The organism is Bacillus sp. JJ664 (genome assembly GCF_036962205.1).
GTDB lineage: Bacteria > Bacillota > Bacilli > Bacillales > Bacillaceae_G > Gottfriedia.
Genome location: NZ_JBALMS010000027.1, coordinates 1 through 19434, shown reverse-complemented (window position 1 = coordinate 19434; position 19434 = coordinate 1). Strand labels below are relative to the sequence as shown.

Annotated in this window: 13 protein-coding genes and 1 riboswitch; all 13 genes read right to left on the bottom strand. The window is 34.2% G+C overall.

Translation table 11 applies throughout. The features are described 5' to 3' along the window. Positions 1-107: 107 nt before the first annotated feature. Positions 108-1013, bottom strand: coding sequence for a homoserine O-acetyltransferase MetA (metA, locus tag V7056_RS04490; protein WP_499699669.1), 906 nt, complete (start codon positions 1011-1013; stop codon positions 108-110). 112 nt (positions 1014-1125) lie between these two features. Continuing rightward, positions 1126-4503 (bottom strand): methionine synthase, encoded by a 3378-nt coding sequence (gene metH / locus V7056_RS04485; protein WP_499699667.1) that lies wholly within the window; start codon positions 4501-4503, stop codon positions 1126-1128. Next, a complete protein-coding gene (locus tag V7056_RS04480; protein WP_499699763.1) occupies positions 4500-6326 on the bottom strand; it encodes a bifunctional homocysteine S-methyltransferase/methylenetetrahydrofolate reductase in 1827 nt (608 codons plus the stop codon). The genes metH and V7056_RS04480 overlap by 4 nt, the downstream gene beginning before the upstream one ends. Before the next feature lie 76 nt (positions 6327-6402). Beyond that, a riboswitch (SAM riboswitch) is annotated at positions 6403-6506 on the bottom strand. 125 nt (positions 6507-6631) lie between these two features. Next, positions 6632-8503 carry a squalene--hopene cyclase gene (gene shc, locus V7056_RS04475; protein WP_499699665.1) on the bottom strand — a complete coding sequence of 624 codons (1872 nt, stop codon included), beginning with the start codon at positions 8501-8503 and terminating at the stop codon, positions 6632-6634. A gap of 26 nt (positions 8504-8529) precedes the next feature. Continuing rightward, complete coding sequence (locus tag V7056_RS04470) at positions 8530-8811, bottom strand: hypothetical protein (RefSeq protein WP_499699663.1); 282 nt, start codon at positions 8809-8811, stop codon at positions 8530-8532. Positions 8812-8950: 139 nt separating this feature from the next. Continuing rightward, complete coding sequence (gene hutG, locus V7056_RS04465; protein ID WP_499699661.1) at positions 8951-9910, bottom strand: formimidoylglutamase; 960 nt, start codon at positions 9908-9910, stop codon at positions 8951-8953. Beyond that, positions 9888-11156 (bottom strand): imidazolonepropionase, encoded by a 1269-nt coding sequence (gene hutI, locus V7056_RS04460; RefSeq protein ID WP_499699659.1) that lies wholly within the window; start codon positions 11154-11156, stop codon positions 9888-9890. Before hutI ends, hutG begins: the two co-directional genes overlap by 23 nt. 9 nt (positions 11157-11165) lie before the next feature. Next, complete coding sequence (gene hutU / locus V7056_RS04455; RefSeq protein ID WP_499699657.1) at positions 11166-12824, bottom strand: urocanate hydratase; 1659 nt, start codon at positions 12822-12824, stop codon at positions 11166-11168. 18 nt (positions 12825-12842) lie between these two features. After that, complete coding sequence (gene hutH, locus V7056_RS04450; RefSeq protein WP_499699655.1) at positions 12843-14351, bottom strand: histidine ammonia-lyase; 1509 nt, start codon at positions 14349-14351, stop codon at positions 12843-12845. A 104-nt stretch (positions 14352-14455) separates the two neighbouring features. Then, entirely contained in the window at positions 14456-14887 is a 432-nt protein-coding gene (gene hutP / locus V7056_RS04445; RefSeq protein ID WP_087998142.1) for a histidine utilization transcription antiterminator HutP, read from the bottom strand. A gap of 142 nt (positions 14888-15029) precedes the next feature. After that, entirely contained in the window at positions 15030-16499 is a 1470-nt protein-coding gene (locus V7056_RS04440) for a long-chain-fatty-acid--CoA ligase (RefSeq protein ID WP_499699653.1), read from the bottom strand. A gap of 155 nt (positions 16500-16654) precedes the next feature. Beyond that, positions 16655-17875, bottom strand: coding sequence for an MFS transporter (locus V7056_RS04435; RefSeq protein WP_499699651.1), 1221 nt, complete (start codon positions 17873-17875; stop codon positions 16655-16657). Positions 17876-18214: 339 nt separating this feature from the next. Further along, positions 18215-18889 carry an N-acetylmuramoyl-L-alanine amidase gene (locus V7056_RS04430; protein WP_499699649.1) on the bottom strand — a complete coding sequence of 225 codons (675 nt, stop codon included), beginning with the start codon at positions 18887-18889 and terminating at the stop codon, positions 18215-18217. Positions 18890-19434 lie beyond the last annotated feature (545 nt).

Here is a 19434-nt window from a genome sequence, read left to right as displayed (position 1 = left end):
GATATAATTACCATTATGGTAATGTTTTATGAAAATAGCAATGATAATTTCAAATTTTCTAACAATTTTACTTTTTATTTGAAATTTTTGTGAAAGATTTAATTGAATTACAATGAATATGGCGTTTCCTGATATACATAATAATTTAACCAATTTGAGAATAATAGATTACCATGACTTCTCCAACGGACAATTGGTGAGTTTGTAGGATCGTCATTTTCATAATAATTTTTAGGGACTTGAATTGCTAACCCTCTTTGTCGATCTCTTTCATACTCATTCTTTAATGTGTTCTCACAGTATTCACTATGTCCAGTTGCAAATATTTGTTTCCCATCCTCACTTGAAACTAAATGTACGCCAGCTTCTTTAGACATACTTAAAATCTTTAAACCACTTACTTTATCAATATCTTCTCTTTTAATTTCAGTATGACGAGAATGTGGAACATAGTACTGATCATCAAACCCTCGTACAAGTTTTACAAATCGGTCTTCTAAAGTATGTGGAAATACACCAAACATCTTCTGATCTAAATCGTATTTAGGTATACCAAAATGATGATACAAACCGGCTTGTGCGCCCCAACATATATGTAAAGTTGAGGTGACATTTTCCTTCGTATAATCCATAATTTCTTTTAATTCAGACCAATAATCAACATCTTCAAATTCTAACGTTTCAACTGGGGCACCGGTTATGATAAACCCGTCATATTTCATATCTTGAACTTGTGTAAGTGTTTTATAAAAACTTGTGACATGTTCCTCTGAAATATTTTTAGGCTTGTATGATTCTGTACCAATTAATTCAACATCTACTTGTAATGGGGAATTTGCGATTAATCGTAATATTTGCGTTTCAGTTTCTATTTTTGTTGGCATTAAGTTTAAGATACCAATATTTAAAGGACGGATATCTTGAGTTTCAGCGCGTTCTTTCGTCATATAAAATACATTCTCTTTAGATAACACTTCAGTGGCAGGTAAATCCTTATTTATAATAATTGGCATTTATCATCTCTCCTATTGTAGAATACATAATTGGCAGAAATAGACATTACATCAATTCTATTAACTGCCAAATAATGATGGTTTATGCTGCGTATTACTGTATTTTAATTTGTTACACTGAGAAGTATCTTCCGTCTTTATGTGAGAATACCATTGCTGTTACTGATGCTTCAGGTAGCATCATAAAACCTTCCGTCAGATTAATACCGATTTCATTCGGATTAATTAACTTAAATAATTTCTCTTGATCCTCTAAATTTGGACATGCTGGATATCCAAACGAAACTCTGATCCCTTGATATTTCGCTTTAAAACGTTGCTGCATTGTAAAATCAGCTGCGTCTGGGAATCCCCATTTTTCTCTCATGAGCATATGCGTTTTTTCTGCAAGTCCTTCTGCTAGCTCTAATGCTAGGGAAAATAAAACATGACTTTTTAAATATTCTCCTTCTTCTTTCCATCTTTCAGCAATATTTCTTACCCTCGGTCCTGAAGTAACAGAGAAAAATCCAACATAGTCCATTTTCTCACCAATAGGGTTTAAGAAGTCACTAATACAAAGACCAGGCTCTTTTCTTTGTCGTGGGAATTGAAAACGTTCAATAGGTTTTGAAGTAATAGAATCATAAATAACCACGTCATTCCCTTCACTTTGTGCAGGGAAGAATTGATAGATTACTTGACAGTCAAAATATTCATTTCCATCTCTTAATAATAACTGCACTAATTCATATAATTCCTGACCTCTTTCTTGTTTCTCCCATTTACCTTTGACACCTAAATGGTGACCAATCAACATTTGATAGTTAATAAATGGAGCAACTTGTGACACAGGAATATTTTTAATGACAGTCTTCTTTAATGAAGAAGGAACTAGACAATCAGATGGTTGGATATTCGATCTAGTCGTATTAATTTCTGCTTGCGGTAGTTCAATGAATTGATTTTCATTACTAATTACCTTCTTTTGATCTATTAAACTTTGACGCTCAATTGGATTCACGATTTTATTTGCTAAATCTAATCCAGTCATCGCATCATTTGAATAAACAACTAAACCATCATAGATTGGTTGAATACGATTATCTGTAAACTTTCTAGTTAGTGCTGCTCCGCCTACAAGAATTGGTGTATCAATACCGGCATTTTTTAAATCTCCTGCTGTAATAACCATTTGTTGAGCAGATTTGACTAATAAACCTGATAAGCCGATAATATCTGGTTCATTTTTACGAATTTGGGTAATTAAATCATCAGGTCGAATATTGATTCCTAAATTGATGACGTCAAACCCATTGTTCGTTAAGATAATATCAACTAAATTTTTCCCTATATCATGAACATCACCTTTAACAGTAGCCAAAATCACTTTACCTTTTCGAGAACTCTCTGTTACTTCCATAAATTGCTCCAGAAATGTTACAGAAGCCTTCATTACTTCAGCACTTTGAAGTACTTCAGCAACGATTAGTTCATTATTGTTAAATAGTCTTCCAACTTCGTCCATACCTTTCATTAAAGGTCCATTGATAATATTTAATGGTGAATCACCACGATCAATGCAAATTTGCAAATCATCAATTAGCCCTTGCTTCGAACCTTCTATAATACATGCTGCAAGTCTTTCTTCAATAGGTAATTGTTCCTTTGGTTTGTCTTCCTTCTTTACTGAAAGACGAAAATGTTCTACAAATCGATCTAATGTTTCTTGAGAAGTATTAAATAGTAATTCTTCTGCTAATTCACGTTCGACTTGCGGTATTGATGCAAATCTTTCTAATTTTTCTGTGTTCACAATCGCATAGTCTAAACCAGCTTTTGTTGAATGGTATAGAAAGACTGCATTTAAGACTTCACGTCCACTATTTGGAAGACCGAATGAAATATTACTTAATCCTAGGATTGTTAAACACTCAGGTAGTGCTTCTTTAATCAGTCGTATCCCTTCAATTGTCGCTTTTGCAGAACCAATGTATTGTACATCCCCAGTTCCTACTGGAAATACAAGTGGATCAAAAATGATATCGGAAGGTCGAATATGATACTTTTCAGTTAATAATTGATAACTACGTTTTGCGATTTCTAATTTACGTTCCGCAGTCACTGCCATTCCGTCTTCATCAATCGTTCCGACGACAACTGCAGCACCATACTTATGAATTAAGGGACAGATTTTTTCAAATCGTTCTTCTGCATCTTCTAGATTAATAGAGTTTATAATTGCTTTACCTTGTATATATGTTAATGCGAGTTCAATGACTTTTTCATCAGTAGAATCAATCATAATTGGAACCTTTATTTTATTCACCAGTTGTTTCAAGAAATTTTCAATATCAGCTAATTCTTCCCGGTCAGGATCAGCCATACAAACATCGATAACATGTGCACCTTTTTTAACTTGCGCTCTAGCGATTTCAGCTGCTTCCTCATATTTACCATCAGCAATTAAATTCTTAAATTTTCTAGAACCAATAACATTCGTTCTTTCACCAACGAATAATGGTCTCATACTATCATCATAAATAAGAGATTCTAATCCACTTACTGCATGATCTGTTCTCTTTTTTAATTGACGAGGTTTGATTCCTGAAATCGCTTCTTTCATTGCTTTAATATGATCTGGTGTTGTGCCACAACAACCACCTAATATATTGACCCAACCTTGTTCGGCAAAATCACGTACTTTGTATGCTAATGATTCCGGCGACTCATGATAATGTCCATCCTCATCAGGTAGACCAGCATTAGGATAACAAGAAACATATGTTTCAGACAGCTCGGATAATGACCTCACATGGTCTCGCATAAATTCAGGACCTGTTGCACAGTTTAAGCCAATAGAAATTGGCGAAATATGCTCGATTGCTAAATAAAATGCATCGATTGTTTGACCAGCAAGTGTAGTACCCATCGGTTCGATTGTGCCTGAAATCATCACTGGAATTGTTTTGTTTAACTCTTTAAACGCATTACTAATTCCGATACACGCGGCTTTAACATTTCTCATATCCTGACATGTTTCAACTAATAATAAGTCGACACCACCATTTAACAGTCCAATAGCCTGACGGAAATATGCAGTAATTAATTCCTCAAACGTTACACCACCAGTGACACTAATCGCTTTTGTAGTTGGCCCCATTGCTCCAGCTACAAATACATCTTTTCCGGAAGAATTTACTGCGGCTTTCGCAATTTTTGCTGCTTTTTCATTTAATTCGATATCTAAGTGTTGTAAATTGTAATCAGATAAAACGATATTTGTAGCACCAAATGTGTTTGTTTCGATAATATCAGAACCTGCTAATATATATTCTTTATGGATTTCTTGAATGATATCTGGACGAGTGACAACTAAGTATTCATTACATCCTTCTAATTCTTCACCACCAAAATCTTCGGCTTGTAAATTTCGTTGTTGAATCATCGTTCCCATTGCTCCATCTAGGAGTAGAATGCGTTCGTTTAATGCTGCCTCTAATGCTTTCATAATTGAATCTCCTCTTTTTTACGAGTTTTAGTGTATTGGATTAATTCTTCAGTAATTTCATATTTTAAGAATGGAGTAATCAAGTAGATTCCATTAAATTTATCAATTGCATAATCTACAAGTTCTTTTGCAATGTTTTTACCTTCTTCAATTGCTAATGTAGGATCATTGATGTCAATTCGATTTCTAACTTCATCTGTTAAGGTAATTCCCGGTACTTCATAATGAATAAAATCTGCATTCTTTTTACTAATTAATGGCATGATGCCAATAAATATTGGTTGATTGATATGTTTTGTAGATTCATACAAACGATCGATTGTTTCTAAATCATAAACAGGCTGAGTTAAAAAGTAATCTGCACCTGCTTCAACCTTCTTTTCTAGTCTTTTAATAGCTGCATCCATTTTTCTTACATTTGGATTAAATGCAGCAGCGACTGAAAATCTTGTTCCGTTTCCTAAGCTTTTTCCAGAATACAATCTACCTTCATTCATTTCTTTGATCATGCGAATAAGTTCAAACGAAGCAACATCATATACCGATGTAGCACCTGGGAAGTCTCCTACTCTTGCCGGGTCACCAGTAATTGCTAATACTTCATTTAAACCTAAAGTCGATAACCCCATTAAATGTGATTGAAGACCAATCATATTTCGATCTCGGCAAGTTAAATGAGTTAGTACTGGAATATTTAAACGTTGTAACATGGACGCAATGGCTACATTAGAAATCCTTGGTGAAGCTAACGGGTTATCTGCTAATGTAATCGCATCTGCTCCTGCATTATTTAAAGCCTTTGCCCCTTCAAAAAATCGTCTAGTTTGTAACGTTTTTGGTGGATCTAGCTCAGCGATGATAGTAGTTCTCTGTTTTGCTTTTTCAGCTAGCGTTTCATTTTTTTGTTCAGGTTGCTTTGGTATTTTAATTGTAATCGTTCGATTGTTGACTACTTTTTTTGTGACAGGCTTTAAATTATCTATTTTATTGCGTAATGCGGCAATGTGTGCGGGTGTTGTACCACAACAACCACCAATCAAACGAACGCCTTGTTCAATAAAAGGTTTTGCCATATCTTCAAAATATTCTGGATTTGATTTATATACGTATTTCCCTTCTTCATACAAAGGAAGACCTGAGTTTGGAAAAGCCGATAAAAATCCTTTTTTCGGTAAAGCAACCGTATTTAATGATTCAATCATATGCAGTGGACCTAAATGACAATTGATTCCGACTACATCCGCTCCTAAATCTACTAATTTCGGGAGAATTCTTTCTATATATTGGCCACTTTGCATAACACCGATTTCTTGTAATGTCACTTGGGCAATGATTGGAATGTCCGTGCGTTCTCTAAGTAAGGTAACAGCATCATATAATTCATGTTCATCATAAAAGGTCTCAAGCATGATGCCATCTACACCTTCTTCAAGTAAGGCAGATGCTTGTTCTAACAACATGATTTCTCTTTCTAACGGTGTTGCAAAAGTTGACCCGATGTATTTCATACCACCAATTCCACCTAGAATTAGTGCTCTTCCTTTAGATGCTTCTCTGGCATTTCTGACAGCCATTTGATTGATTTGTTTAACTAATTTTTCCAATCCATGCTGTCTTAGTTTCCCAGCATTTGCTCCATATGAATTTGTTTGAATGACCTCTGCACCAGCATTAATATATTGTTCATGAATATGGATAATTCGATCTCGTTCAGTAATGTTTAGTTCTTCAAAACAACTATGTAATCCACCAGAATATAACAGAGTCCCCATAGCTCCATCACCTAATACAATTCCGTTACTTAATTTTTCCAACAGTCCCACTCGATCACTTCCCTTACATACAAAAATAAAAACGCCATTCTTTCTAAATGAAAGAATGACGTTATCTACAATCCACGCCTTATCTCTCATGTTAAAAACATGCTGGATTTAGCACTTTTTAGCTAAAGCTAAAGTTGCCGGGTTTCAAAGGGCCAGTCCCTCCACCACTCTCGATAAGGAATATTCAGTTATTTTTAATATGACTAGTTTACTATACTTAACCAATTAAAGAAACATATTTTATGAAAATTTGAAAAATGGACACAATTTACTATTTTTCGATTTATCTAGTTTACATAATAATATTATTTGTAATAATAATGTGCCAATGCAAGTAGAGGATATATATGTTGATAACTATGGTAATGAATATCAAAACCACCTGGTAAGCCTAGACCTGTTGGATAGTTTAGTTCTTTTGCGGTTTTATTTTTTTGTGACAGTAAATATTGAATACCTCTTTTAATCACATCATTATCTTTATCTAAAATCGTTAATAATGCATCAACTGCCCATGCCGTTTGACTAGGTGTACTATATTTTAACGGTACATAACATTTTTTTATAGCTGAAAAACCTGACTCTCCCCATCCTCCATCATCATTTTGCACACTTAAGAGCCATTTAGTTGCCTTTTGAAGTGCTTCATGATTTTTGGAAACGCCAATTGATCTTAAACCAGTAATAGCCGCCCAAGTTCCATAAATATAGCAAATTCCCCATCTACCATACCAGCTACCATTTTTTTCTTGATTATTTAAAATCCACTTTATCGTCTTTTTAACCTGTTCATCTTCTGGCTCAACTGTTGTATAGTTCCCAATAAATTCTAAAACACGACCCGTCAAATCTGCGGTCGATGGATCAATGATGGCATCCTTGGCATTTTCTATTGGCAAATATGTTAACCATTTATTTGTTACATTTTTTTCAAATGCGCCCCATCCACCATCATGATTTTGCAAGCCTAATAAAAACTGAATCCCTTTTTGCCATTTTTCAAGTTGTGTTGGGTCTAACATAGCACTTCTTGTTAATGCTCTTAGTGCTGCACTTGTATCATCATTATCTGGAATAAATGAATTAACTTCCGAAAATCCCCAACCCCCAGGGCTGATTTTTTTTGCATGCTTCGACCAATCACCTTTTAAGACTTGCTGTTTTTTATTTAAGTAATCAACGGACTTTTTAATTGATGTATCTGTCGTGGGAACACCTGCTTCTTGTAATGCATAGGAAAGTAGCGCTGTATCCCAAACCTGTGAGGGAGAATTTTGAATATGAATACCATCTTCTGTTTCAAATGAATATGAGATTAAACCACTTAATGCTTGTTGGATTTCAATTGAACTAATTTTGTATCCAAGTGCTAATAATGCATAAATTAGATAAAATGTTGAACTAGCGTAGCTATAAAATGTACCGTTTGTTTCGATTCTTTCTAATATAAATTTTTCTGCTTTCTCATATCCTTTATCATGAAAATATAGCGGATATGAGGCAAGCTTCTTACCCTCTTCTACTAAAAAATGAAAAAATGTATCTCTCTCATCATCAAACCACTCTATCTCTTTAGTAGCATTTAGATAATCTAGATTAATTGGCTGATTTGATTTCATTATATATCGTTTGTTAATACATATTATCATTGGGGTTAAATGAACTCGGGCATAACTACTTAGTTCAAATAAACTGAGAGGAAAACTGTCTGGGAGTAGAAAGTAACTCATCGGAAAATGAAAGAATGATGGATATTCAATGAATCCATGTATGGCTAGTATCATTTTTGTCATGAAATGTACTTTTCCCAGTCCACCGTTAGAAATTATAAATTTTTCTGCCTTCTTCATATTTGGATGGTCTTTTTCAAATGTTTTAGAAACTAATAATGCAACATATGCTTGAACTGTCGCGGATAGATTGCCACTTTTTTCATCTTCATATAATTTCCAAGAGCCATTTTCTTCTTGTAACTTGATTAACCTTTTTGCAATTTTTTCACATAACACTTTTTCTTTATCTAATAATGCCAAATCATTTAATAGAATGAGCATAAAGCAATCTGTCATAATTGAACCTTCAAAACAATATTCCCAAGACCCATCTGCTTTCTGATCTTTTCTTAATATATTAATGCGCTCATTTACATTTTGAATAACTTCTTTATCGAGGTTCATCAGTTTCACCTCAAATCTTTACATATTTAAGTTTGATGGTATTTATCCATTCTACTTTTCTTTTCACTTGATTCACCTTCAATGTCAACCAATCTCTTATTCTTCACTTTAATTTCAGAAATTAAGCTTAAAACAAATACAAATAGACTCAAAGGGAACACAATGATTTTATAGCCAAACAATGTAAAAGCAGGAAGAATATCTAGAAAATAACCTAAGGAAAATAAAACAATGACTAGTAATATATTAACCCCAATTACAGTGAGTAAAGCTTTAAATGCTGAGTTTAAGTTAATTGAATACTTCAAAATGATCACACTCCATTACAAATCTATGTTGATCATAAGAAAATCATGAATGTAAAAACCATTTTTGTTAGGAATATGTGAACGTTTGTAAGACATAATAAAAAACTCGTAAACAATTTTTATTGTTTACGAGCTTTTTTTATCGGTTCAATTTTACTTTTTCAACAAGAAAATTCAATATGACATGAGCAGCAATTCTACTAGTCATATCACGGAAATCAATTGTAGGATCTAATTCAACGATATCCATTCCACAAACTTTTGGATGTGATGCTAGATAACATATTCCGTCAATCAATGTTTGACTATCCATTCCACCGGGGCCAATTGCAGGACATCCTGGTGCAAAAGCTTGGTCTAACACATCCATATCGAGACTAATATAAATAGCATCAACTTCCTGAGATAATTGATTTAAACTATCAAGGATAATTTTTTGAATACCTAATTCACGCACATCACGCATTGTATAAATAGTGACACCATGACTGATTCCAAACTCAGTATAAGGTGCACTATTGGAAAAATTACGCAAACCAATTTGAATTAAATGTTCTCCATTTAAAATACCTTCATCTATTAAACTACGAAATGGCGTTCCGTTTGACCTGCCACCGTCATTTGTATTTCTTAAATCGTGATGTGCATCAAATTGAATGACCCCAACTTTCCCTCTTGCTTCTGCAAATGCAGAGATACTTGGAAAACTAATCCCGTGATCCCCACCCAAAATAATCGGCATCGTATCTGTAAATTGGTTCAATAGTTCAGCAATCGTCGATTTAATACGATTTCTAGACTCCTCAAAATCAGTGACATGCATCGTGATATCACCAAAATCTGTAACACGTAACGTTTTCAAGTCTATTCCATCTTCAATATGATACGTACTATAGCTACTTAGCATTTTACGTATAGATGCAGGTGCAAAGCTAGCTCCTGAGTGACTAATAGATGTTTTAGATAATGGAACGCCTATGATTGAAAAATTAGATGCATCTTTTCCATCCCAAGCAGTAACTATTTCATTAGCTTTTGTAACTGATGAATCAACGAAAACTGCATCTCCTGCTTTTTTAAGATGTGATAGAGACATCATATACACCTCTATTTACAACTAAGTTTCCATTCTTAAAGACTGTTTGAACATGATTTACACCAAAATGATATGGTACATACGTATAATTAGGTGCATTCCAAATCACAACATCCGCCATACGTCCAACTTTTAGTTTACCCGCTTGTTCGCCGCGATTAATTGCATAGGAAGAGTTAATCGTTACAGCATTCCAAATTTCTTCAGGTGTCATCTTTAACTTTAACATAGCAATGGTCATGATTAATTGTATATTCTCTGTCGGACAGCTTCCTGGATTAAAATCAGTAGCCAATGAAACTGCTGCATTTTGATCTATCATTTCTCGAGCTGGTGCAAATTCAGGTTTATTTAAATAGAAAGTTGTACCCGGTAAAATAACAGCAATTGTATTGCTATCACCAAGCATTTCTACACCTTTAGATGAAGCGCCACATAAATGATCAGCTGAAGTAGCCCCAATTTCTGTTGCCATTTCTGTTCCGCCAAGCGGGTCAATTTCGTCTGCATGAATTTTAACTAGAAATCCTTTTTCTTTCGCTTTTAAAAGAAATTCTCTTGATTGTTCAACTGAAAATACGCCCGTTTCTGCGAAAATATCAACAAACTCTGCCAGTTCTTCTTCTTTAATTTGATCTAGTAACGAAAGCATTTTCTCTAAAAATGCTTCTTCGTTACCTTTATAATCCTTAGGTACAGCATGTGCGCCTAAAAATGTAGAAACAATATCAATCACGTGCTCAGATTGTAACTCTTTCGCAACTTTTAATTGTTTAAATTCCGTTTCCTCATCAAGTCCATATCCACTTTTAGCTTCAACAGTCGTTACACCATAGGAAAGCATACGATTTAGATGTTGAATTGTTTTTTGTTTCAGTTCTTCATGAGTTGCCAATTTTGTTTGACTAACAGTAGAGTGAATACCTCCACCCATTTCTAATATTTCTAAGTATGATGCACCTTGTAACTTCAAGCTTACTTCATGCTCACGTGATCCTCCATAGACCACGTGAGTATGAGGATCAACTAATCCAGGTGTCACTAATTTACCTTGGCAATCAATTACTTCATTTGCTTCAATTTTACTTTCATTCATTTGACCAATATAAATAATTTGGCCATCTTTCCAAGCAATTTCTGCGTTCTCTATTACTGGTAAAACATTCATCTCTTTACCACGAACTGGACCGTCACCGTGATCCATTGTCACAAGCTGGCCAATATTTGTTAATAATATATCTGCTTTCATCATTTACACCTACTTCATCATTGGAATATTTACGCCTTTTTCTTTCGCCGTTTCAACTGCTAAATCATAACCAGCATCAACGTGACGAACAACACCCATTCCAGGATCTGATGTTAATACTCTTTCGATACGTTTTGCTGCTGCATCTGTCCCATCTGCAACAATAACCATACCAGCATGTAAAGAGTAGCCCATTCCAACACCACCACCGTGATGTACACTTACCCAACTTGCGCCATTCACTCCATTAATTAGTGCATTTAGAATTGGCCAGTCAGCAACAGCATCACTGCCATCTTTCATGCTTTCAGTTTCACGGTTAGGAGATGCTACTGAACCACAGTCTAAGTGATCACGACCAATTACGATTGGCGCTTTTAATTCCCCATTTTTAACCATTTCGTTAATGATTCTTCCGAATTTAGCACGCTCACCGTATCCTAACCAACAAATACGTGATGGTAAGCCTTGGAATGCAACCTTTTCACGAGCCATACGAATCCAGTTACATAAATGCTCGTTATCTGCAAACTCACGAAGAATAACTTCATCTGTTTTGTAAATATCTTCTGGATCTCCAGAAAGAGCTACCCAACGGAAAGGTCCTTTTCCTTCACAGAATAATGGACGAATAAATGCTGGTACAAAGCCTGGGAAATCAAATGCATTTTTAACGCCTTCATCAAATGCAACCTGACGGATATTATTACCGTAATCAAAAGTAATTGCTCCACGTTGCTGCATTGCTAACATCGCTTCAACATGTACAGCCATACTGTGTTTAGCTTGTTTGATCATTTCATCTGGATTTTCCTTACGAAGTGTTTTTGCTTCTTCCATCGTCATTCCAATTGGTAAGTAACCATTTAATGGATCATGAGCTGAAGTTTGGTCAGTAATTAAATCTGGAACAAAGTTACTTGCTACTAATTCAGGTAAAATTTCTGCTGCATTACCAACTAACCCGATTGCAAGCGCTTTGCCTTCATTTTTAGCTTCCGTTGCAAGTTGTAATGCTTCTTCTAATGAATGAGTTAGAACATCACAATATCTTGTATCGATACGACGTTGAATTCTTGTTTCATCAACATCAATACCGATTACAACTCCACCATTCATTGTTACTGCTAATGGCTGCGCTCCGCCCATACCACCAAGTCCAGCAGTTAATGTAATCGTTCCTTTTAAACTGCCACCGAAATGTTGTTTTGCCGCTTCTCCAAATGTCTCGTAAGTTCCTTGAAGAATACCTTGCGTTCCAATATAAATCCAGCTTCCTGCTGTCATTTGACCATACATCATTAATCCTTTTTCATCTAATTCGCGGAAATGCTCCCAAGTAGCCCATTTTGGAACTAAATTCGAGTTAGCTAATAATACTCGTGGTGCATCTTCATGTGATTTAAAAATTGCGACCGGTTTACCAGATTGAACTAATAAAGTCTCATCATTTTCTAACTTTTTTAAAGACTCAACAATTGCATCGAAGCTTTCCCAGTTTCTTGCTGCTTTCCCAATACCACCATACACAACTAAATCTTCAGGTCTTTCTGCTACCTCTTCGTCTAAGTTATTTAATAACATACGAAGTGCTGCTTCTTGAACCCAACCTTTTGTATTTAATTCAGTTCCCGTTGGTGCTTTAAGTGCTCCTTTAATCAGTTCCATTTGATTACCCACCTTTTTTTATATTTGTTTTTGTCCGACAAAACGATCTGAGACGAAATTCTCTTTTAAATAACTAGTTAATTTTTCAATATCAGTTGAAAACACGCGATCCTTTGTAATTGAAGGTACAGTTTTACGTGCATCCTCCATAAATCTACGTGTGATGACAGACATTTTTTCAACACCTTTATACTCAACACCTTGCATTGCACAAATACATTCAATTGCTAATACTCTTCTTGCATTTTGCAGTATTTGATAAGCATGACGCGCCCCAATTGTTCCCATACTTACATGGTCTTCTTGGTTAGCTGATGAAGGAATTGAATCTACACTTGCAGGATGAGCTAACGTTTTATTTTCAGAAACTAACGCCGCTGCTACATACTGCATGATCATCGCACCAGATTGTAAACCAGGCTCTGGACTTAAAAATGCAGGTAAATCATTTAATTGAGGATTAACTAATCTCTCAATTCTACGCTCAGAAATATTGGCTAATTCTGCGATACCTAATTTAATGAAGTCCATCGCAAATGCGATCGGCTGACCATGGAAGTTCCCACCTGAAAACACATCATCACCAAATAATAATGGATTATCTGTTGCCGCATTCATTTCTATTTCTAATTTTTCTTTCACATAATTAAGTACTTGCCAGCTTGCTCCATGAACTTGAGGAATACATCTTAATGTATACGCATCTTGCACACGAATTTCACCTTGTTTAGTTGTTAATTGACTCGTCGATAAAATGTTTCGATAGCGCTCAGCTACTTGGATTTGCTCCTTAAATCCACGAGCAAAATGAATTCTTTCATCAAATACATCTGTAATTCCTTGTAGAGCTTCAAATGTAATCGAAGAAATTAATTCACTTTGATAAGCAAGTTCCTCACCTTCGATATACGTTAAAATGCCCATCGCTGTCATTGCTTGCGTACCATTAATTAGAGCTAACCCTTCTTTAGCTTCTAAAGTAATCGGTGAAATTCCTTCTTTTGCTAGAGCTTCTTTTGTGTCCATTCTGTTACCTTTATAGTAAACCTCACCTTCACCAAGTAAAACTAATGCTAAGTGCGATAATGGTGCTAAATCTCCACTAGCTCCAAGTGATCCTTGAGATGGAATCACAGGATGAATATGTGCATTAATTAATGAAAGTAATTTTTCAACAACAATTAAACGAACACCAGAATGACCTTTTAACATTGTGTTTGCACGAAGGACTAACATCGCTCTTGAAACTAACTCAGGGAATGGTTCTCCTACTCCACAAGCATGAGAAGCAATCAAATTATATTGAAGAGCAGAAACATTTTCCTTTGCAATAAATACATCACTAAATTTACCGAATCCAGTTGTTATTCCATAAACAACCTCGCCATTATCAACGATTTGCTCTACTTTTTCTCTGCATTTTTTAACAGCATGTAAGCTGTCATCACTTGCTTGCACATAAACATTCTCAAATAAAATTCGTTTCATTTGATCCATTGTTAAACTATTACCTGTTAACGTAACCATTCCAGCACCTCCAAATTTGGTTAAAAACACAGAAAGAGGCTATGCAACGTAAATAAAAATTTACGAAACATAGCCCCCTATAATCTCTACTACACTATGGGCATTTAAATATGATTGATACCAAGACCAGCAGATTCATGCTCAGATCCTTTTATCGGCGCACCGATTGTACCGTATAATGCTACAGCAATCCAGTCACCTTCATTCGCATTTTTATAAGGTTTTCCTCTAACAACAGCAAATCTAAGACCAACTGTTCTGAGTACACCACCTAATTGCAAATGACCTCTTGTGACACCTTGAATAGCTTCTAAAATTGCATGATATAATGAATGAACTTCCCTATACAAAGCTCCATTTATTACACCATTTTGTTTGGCAGCGGTTTCAATTGCAGCTACAATTTTTTGAGAATCCATTGTACCAACTTTACCAACACACCAAACGACATTTTCATTAAGATTAATTAGTTCTTCTTCTTCAGTCAAAGCAAGCATCATTGCTGTTCGACCAATTCGTAGACTTTGCTCTGCCATGTACTATTACCTCTTATGCTTAATCTCTAATAAACTAGTATCTATTTCAATTATATGCTAATAATTACTAAACTTCAATATTTTCAGATTATTATTCTAAAAAAAAATCGCAGCTAGATCATAACTGCGGTTTTCAATCAGTTTATCGAAGGTTTCTTTTTAAAATTTTCCCTGTACTATTTTTAGGTAACTCATTCATAAAATAAATTTGCTTTGGAACTTTATAATGGATCAAATATTTATGACAAAAGTTTTTGATTTCTTCTTCTTTTAGATCTTGATTCACTACAAGATACGCGCAAACAATTTCCCCTACTACTATATCAGGCTTGCCCACAACGGCTGCTTCAATAATATTTGGATGCTTATATAATTGTTCTTCAATTTCTCTTGGATACACATTATATCCATTCGTTATAATTACGTCTTTTTTTCGATCTAATAAAAATAAATAACCATCTTCATCTTTCTTACCGAGGTCGCCTGTTTTGAACCAGCCATTATTAAATGCTTTTTCAGTTTCTTCTACCTTATTGTAATAACCCTTCATTACATTTGGTCCTTTTGCTACTACTTCTCCTATTTCACCAACTAAAGCTTCCTCGCCTTTTTCGTTGAAGATTTTTGTTTTTACACTAGGTAAATCAACACCAACTGATCCAGGCTTACAAAGTCCACCATAAGGATTAAATGTTAAAACTGGTGATGTTTCTGATAAACCATATCCTTCTAACATATTTATCTTAAACTTTTCTTGTAAAGATTCAAGTAGTTCAATCGGAATAGATGAACCACCCGAAATACAAGCTCTTAAACTTGTAAAATCTTCAGGTGTGACATTAGCTAATTGATCTAAAACATTATAAATTGTTGGAACAGCTGCAATTAATGTTGCTTTTTCATTTTTAGTGATGTCAACTAATTCAATTGGATTGAATTTTGGTACGATAATTGTTGTCGCTCCATTTAACAAAATCATGTTTACACAAATTGTTAAACAAAAAGAGTGAAACATAGGCAATACCGCTATCATTTTATCAGATTCATGTAACTCGATCATCGAAGAAAAATCATTCACATTTTCTATAATATTATGATGGGTAATAACCGCCCCCTTCGGATTTCCAGTTGTCCCTGAAGTATACAAAATAACTGCAGGATCATTTTCACTTAATTCTGGCATGATATATGAATCATGACTAATTATTTGTTGGTTTACTTGTTCAATTGAAATGACATGCCCACATTTTGGACAAGAACTCTTTACACTCAATAATTTATCTTGTTGTTCTTGTTTTGCAAAAACAAGCTTAACATTCGCATCATTTATAATATATATTAATTCATGCTCAGTAAATGCAGGATTTAAAGGTACCGCAATTGCTCCAAGCTTTAAAACTGCTAAATAAGCCTGAATAAACTCTGGTGAGTTTCCAAGTAAAATAGCAACCTTGTCATCTTTTTTAATATTTCTATTGATTAATTCGTTAGCAAAACGATTCGTTTGCAATATTAATTCATCATAAGTTGAACTCTCGCCTTCATACACATATGCAATATTTTTAGCTTGTCTATTATTGGCCATGTTTTCAATCATATTATAAATATTCATTATCAGTTCATTCCTTATTATGTTTTCGAAGATAGTTTATGCTTAGGATAGTTTATCATTTTTTAAGGAAAATGAGAAAATTAGTTTAGTTGATTTGATTTAAGTAGAGCTTTAGCTTAAAGAGATATTACGTAGATGTTCATATTTTATAAATTTTATATTTCAATATGATTATCATCAAATATAATGGGCTTTTCTTTAAAGTAAAATGTAAGGCCGCAACACATGAATAGCAGAATCAAAACAAAATATACTGAATGAATCCAAGTAGAGTGATCCCCTTTCACAATTTGCATTGCTGCAATGACAATGACGGCTCCGAGATTCCCAGCCATTAATAAAAGACTTGTCGCTGCACCTGATTGTTTTTCACCAACTAATTCTTCTGTAACTGAAAGTAATAATGCAAAAGCAGGTAAGAAAAAGAATCCTAGCAAACTACCAAGTATCAGAAGAACCGTTAAATGACCACTTGTACAAAGGGGATAAGTTAGAAGTAATGGAAAAATGATTGTTATTAATATAAATGGTTTTCTCTTCCCAACTAAATCTGAGAGTACCGGTATAATAATTGATCCAATGATTCCACCAATAATTAATGAACCACCTACTAAACCAGCTTGTTCGGATGTAACACCGTATGGTTTTAATATTTGTTCAATCCACGAGGTTAATCCATTAAAAACACCTAATCCCAAAAACGAGATGATATTTAGTAGAATAAATTGCTTATTCTTAAATAATGTAAATTGATTGCGAAAACTAGGAATGCTTTCAGTTTCTTGGACGGTAGTTTGATTTGGAATGCCAATAAGGAAGAAAATGAGTGTTGAAATGATTGTCAGAAGTGCCATTATCATTAAAGTTTGTTGAAATCCAAAATGATCTACAAAATAAGGCGTAGTAGCTAATGCGAATGCCATTCCAATAAACATTCCTACAGTCCCTATCCCTGTAGCAGTAGCCTGTTGATTTTTAGGAAACCAATCAACAACTAACCTCGAAATTGCATTAAGTATATAAGGCTGTCCAATCGCAATACCGATTTGACTTATAAGCAAAATTGAAAAACTAGAATCGAAAACTCGTAGACATGCAAAAACCGACATAAAGATTCCACCAATTAATATACTGTACCTATATCCCCTACGATCAATTACTTTACCAGAATGTATCGAGAGTAAAATATAAATTAGAGGAAACACTGTTAAGAGCCAATTAATATCTGATTCTGAAACATTAAAATGAGACTTTAAATAAGATATTAAAGGAGCAAAATTAAGCCAAAGCATTTGACTAATTCCAGCAAGTGAAGCAAATGCCAATAAAACCGTCCAACGATTAGAAACTGGTTTAAGTAATTTAATAGGATTCATACTAAACACATCCTCATGGTGTTTATCTTCATTGTAAATATATGACGTGATACATCTTTAATAAAACCTATTAAACTATTATTTTATTTGTGAAGAATGTGGGGAAACAAAAAATGGGAGTAAAATTGAACTAATCAATTCCATTATTTTACTGAAGTTTTATATATCACTTATTCAATAAAAAAATCATTACTTCCTGCTTACTTGAAGTAATGATTAAATTGTGTTTATGTTATTTATATTAACAATAGCAAATACTATACAAAAAGCCGCTCTAATCCAAATATTATTGTGGAGCGGCTTTTGATATAAATAATTATCTTTTTGTCATTCAACTACTTATTTTTCTTCAAACTCTATGAAAGAATCAAAACCTGCTTTTTTTAATTCCTCTACTCTTTTTTCCGCGTTTGTTTTTTCTTCAAATGAGCCTGTAACAACTTGATAATAACCAGTTTTTATGTCAGTTGATGTTTTCTTTTTTAATTTTAATGCTTTTGCAATGCCTTCCGCTGTTGCGATCGCTAATCTTTTTAAATTCTCATCACTTTTTAACCAATTCGCATCTTCTTTGTTATCAATGAATAAGTTTTCAAGTAAGACTGCGGGCATATTTGTTTCTCTAAGTACCGCAAAATTAGCTTCTTTCTTTCCTCGGTCATAAAATCCTAACTGTGAAATAATTTCATCGTGAATGATAGAACGATAATTAATCGTATTGCTTGAGACATTCCCATTGTAAATATAACTTTCGAAGCCATGTCCACCACCTGCATTTACATGAATTGAAACAAAATAATTCGAACCCCAATCATTCGCTAAGTCCGCTCTTTTATTTAATTCAACAAAAACGTCCGAGTCTCTTGTCATTTGAATACTTACATTTTCATAGTCGTTTATCAGGATAGACTTTAATTTCTTTGCTACATTTAAAACAATATCTTTTTCCTTTAATCCGTTCGCCGCTGCTCCCGAATCACTACCTCCATGCCCTGGATCAATTGTAATTTTCATTTACTTCCCCCTATTGATAGTTCATATCGAGTGCTTTCCCAAAGAAGATAACGGTTACGTTTAATCGTCTCCCCTCTGAATTATTGATTTGTTGGTGTCGCTTGTCTACTCATTTTATGTTTGTCCGATACTTGAGGTGAGAGAAATTTTAAAGTAATGTGTTGTGTAGATAATGAAACTAGATGTTGCAATATGTGAGCTTGATTTGCTAGTTCTATTTGGTCCTTCTTAAACTAAACTGGAATTTAACGAAAAAAAAATGACCAAATAGTCGATCATTTGTTGAACAACTAATGCATGTATTAGTTGAACCGAATAATTTATTCTTAATTCTTTTCAAAATAAAACCTGTCCCATTTTCTTGTACAACATAAGCTTGTTTTGCTGAACTTTTTTCCACCGTATTTTGTTCTTCTACTGTTATAACAGTGGTGATATCTTTAGCTTCTACTACATTACTTTCAGTTTGTATTGATCTCCATTTGTCTGTTATACCTTTGTATTTTCAAAGTCTTTTGCATATCCTACTGATAATACTAATGCAC